Origin of the sequence: uncultured Eudoraea sp. (assembly GCF_947258525.1) — a bacterium.
Lineage (GTDB): Bacteria > Bacteroidota > Bacteroidia > Flavobacteriales > Flavobacteriaceae > Eudoraea.
In genome coordinates this window covers 1-2,215 of the sequence record NZ_CAMYIP010000201.1, presented here as the reverse complement: position 1 = coordinate 2,215, position 2,215 = coordinate 1, and the positions used below count along the sequence as shown (strand labels likewise).

Sequence of the window (2,215 nt, the reverse complement as noted above, 5' to 3'; positions counted from 1 at the left end):
AGACTGATGAATAAAGACCTTAGATAAAAAGCCAGTGTACAACAACGCATATGCAAAATAGCTCACTAAGCGCAAGAATTTAAAGCTTGCGCTTTTTTTTACATTTATGTTACTTGAATAGTTGACGACAATTAAGATGCTACTTTTCATATACAAGACCGTTATGTGTAATTCTCAATAAATAGAAAATGAAAAGAATTTGTCTTATTACTCACTGTGAAGCCACGCATTCAGTGGATGGAAGAGTTGGCGGATGGTTCGATTCAGAATTGACAGAAGAAGGAAAAAGACAAGCATCTCAGTTGACGAATAAAATAGTAGAATTAGGTTTTGACATTCAAACTTTGAAAGTTTATAGTTCTGATCTTAAAAGAGCTGCCCAAACGGCTCAAATTTTAACGAAAGGAACAAATACACAGATATTCTTTGATCAAAGACTCAGGGAAATGTCTTTTGGAGCGCATGGAGGAATGATGCAAAGTGAACACAACAAAATCATGATTCCTTTAAGCCCAGATGGAAACAGACTAGATCATCGGATATGTAACGGCGCAGAAAGCAGGAGAAATATAGCAGAACGCATATATCAATTCGTAGATGAAATAATGGTATTAGATAAAGATAAAGTAGTTGTAACGCATGGTTTTGCGGCAACATTTTTTATAGCTGCTTTCCAAAATATTGATATTGCATCAATGGGCTACATTAATTACAGACTCAATCCTGGTAGCGTCTCAATACTCGAAGAAGATAATATAGAAATAGGACTGTCAAACTTTTAAATGGATAGATAAAATACACATAACAATGTATATAAAATCATAGCACCCTAAGGGATGCTACGCTTCATATACTAAACGTTGGCAATAATTAAAGAATGAGAATATATTTTATCATAACATTATGTTTGTTTTATCTCTATTCATGTGGTCAATCCATTACCATCAAAGAAGTCGAAATAATTAATCCAATTGATAATATCACTCTTTCTGGCAGCCTTACTTTACCAAAAGGACCTGGTCCATTCCCAGGAGTTGTTTTAGTGGCGGGAACGGGCAAAATGGATCGTGATCAAACCTTTGAAGGACACAAGTTTTTTAAAGTTCTTGCCGATTATCTTGCTGAGAATGGAATAGCTTCCTATCGGTATGACAAACGGGGAGTAGGGAAATCCTCAGGGGATTTTAAAACTGCTACGCTTAAAGCATTTTCTTCTGATGCATTTGAAGCCTTAAAATATCTTAAATCGCATTCGAAAATTAGCTATGCAGGATTCATAGGTCACAGCGAAGGTGGCAAAGTAGCACCTATGGCAACTCTAGATAATGATGTCTGCGACTTTTTGGTGTTAATGGCTCCGCCTGGACTGCCTGCAGATAAGTCCTGGCCAAATATGACAGAAACTGATTTACGAGCAAGAGGTATAGAAAATGAAGTTATTCAAAAACAAATTGATATAGAAACGCAAATCTGGGAACTAGTTAAAACAGGAGATAATATTGTTGAAACTAGAGAGATGGTAAAAAACTTAATTAGAAAAAACATTGATCATTACTATTATCTAAAAAATACGAATAAAGAGGACCTGGAACAAAGAATTGAAGAGGATGCGAATTGGTTTGTGGACTCTATAAATTTTGATGAAATGCAGAATTATATCGATTCCAAAATTCTATCCGAACTGAATTGTCCTGTTTTTGCAATTACCGGAGATAAAGATCTTTTCGTAGTATATCCAAATGAATTTGAAATGGTAAAGATTTTAATTAAATCAAATAGTGAAGTAGAAAGCACATTTAAGGTTTATCCTGGACTTAATCATCTATTTCAAAATTGCGAAACAGGTTTAATTGAAGAAGTTAGCAAGATTTCTGAGACAATGGATGCAGAGGTAATGTTTGATATTTCAGAATGGATAAAAAATTTAAAATAACTATTGCCAACAATGTATATAAAATCATAGCACCCTAAGGGATGCTACGCTTCATATTACTACACGTTAGCGGGTATAGTGGTTTAATTAAAAAATAATGATAGAAAAGGACTGGTGCAGTCCTTTCTTTTTTCAAATGGCCATGAATAGCATGACGTAAACTGGACGGTTAGGGCCATTTTAAAAAAGGGGTTAGTGTATCATATTGGAGATGGGTGAAATCCCAGGAGTAGGCGCACTACACCCGCTAACATTACCTATAATTAAGTGCTGGCCTTTGTC

2 protein-coding genes are annotated in these 2,215 nt (G+C 35.0%); both read left to right on the top strand.

Annotation, left to right across the window (positions count from 1 at the left end; genetic code table 11):
- The first annotated feature begins 188 nt into the window (after positions 1–188).
- Positions 189–782, top strand: a complete 594-nt coding sequence (locus Q0X89_RS15605) for a histidine phosphatase family protein (RefSeq protein WP_297695855.1) — start codon at positions 189–191, stop codon at positions 780–782.
- 95 nt (positions 783–877) lie between these two features.
- The gene (locus Q0X89_RS15600) at positions 878–1,933 is read left to right on the top strand and encodes an alpha/beta hydrolase (RefSeq protein ID WP_297695853.1); all 1,056 of its coding nucleotides are present in this window, start codon (positions 878–880) and stop codon (positions 1,931–1,933) included.
- Positions 1,934–2,215 lie beyond the last annotated feature (282 nt).

What these genes read in the sequence shown, in the direction of transcription:
- Q0X89_RS15600 (WP_297695853.1), top strand. Translation starts at nt 878, where the DNA reads ATGAGAATATATTTTATCATAACATTATGTTTGTTTTATCTCTATTCA.
- Q0X89_RS15605 (WP_297695855.1), top strand. Translation starts at nt 189, where the DNA reads ATGAAAAGAATTTGTCTTATTACTCACTGTGAAGCCACGCATTCAGTG.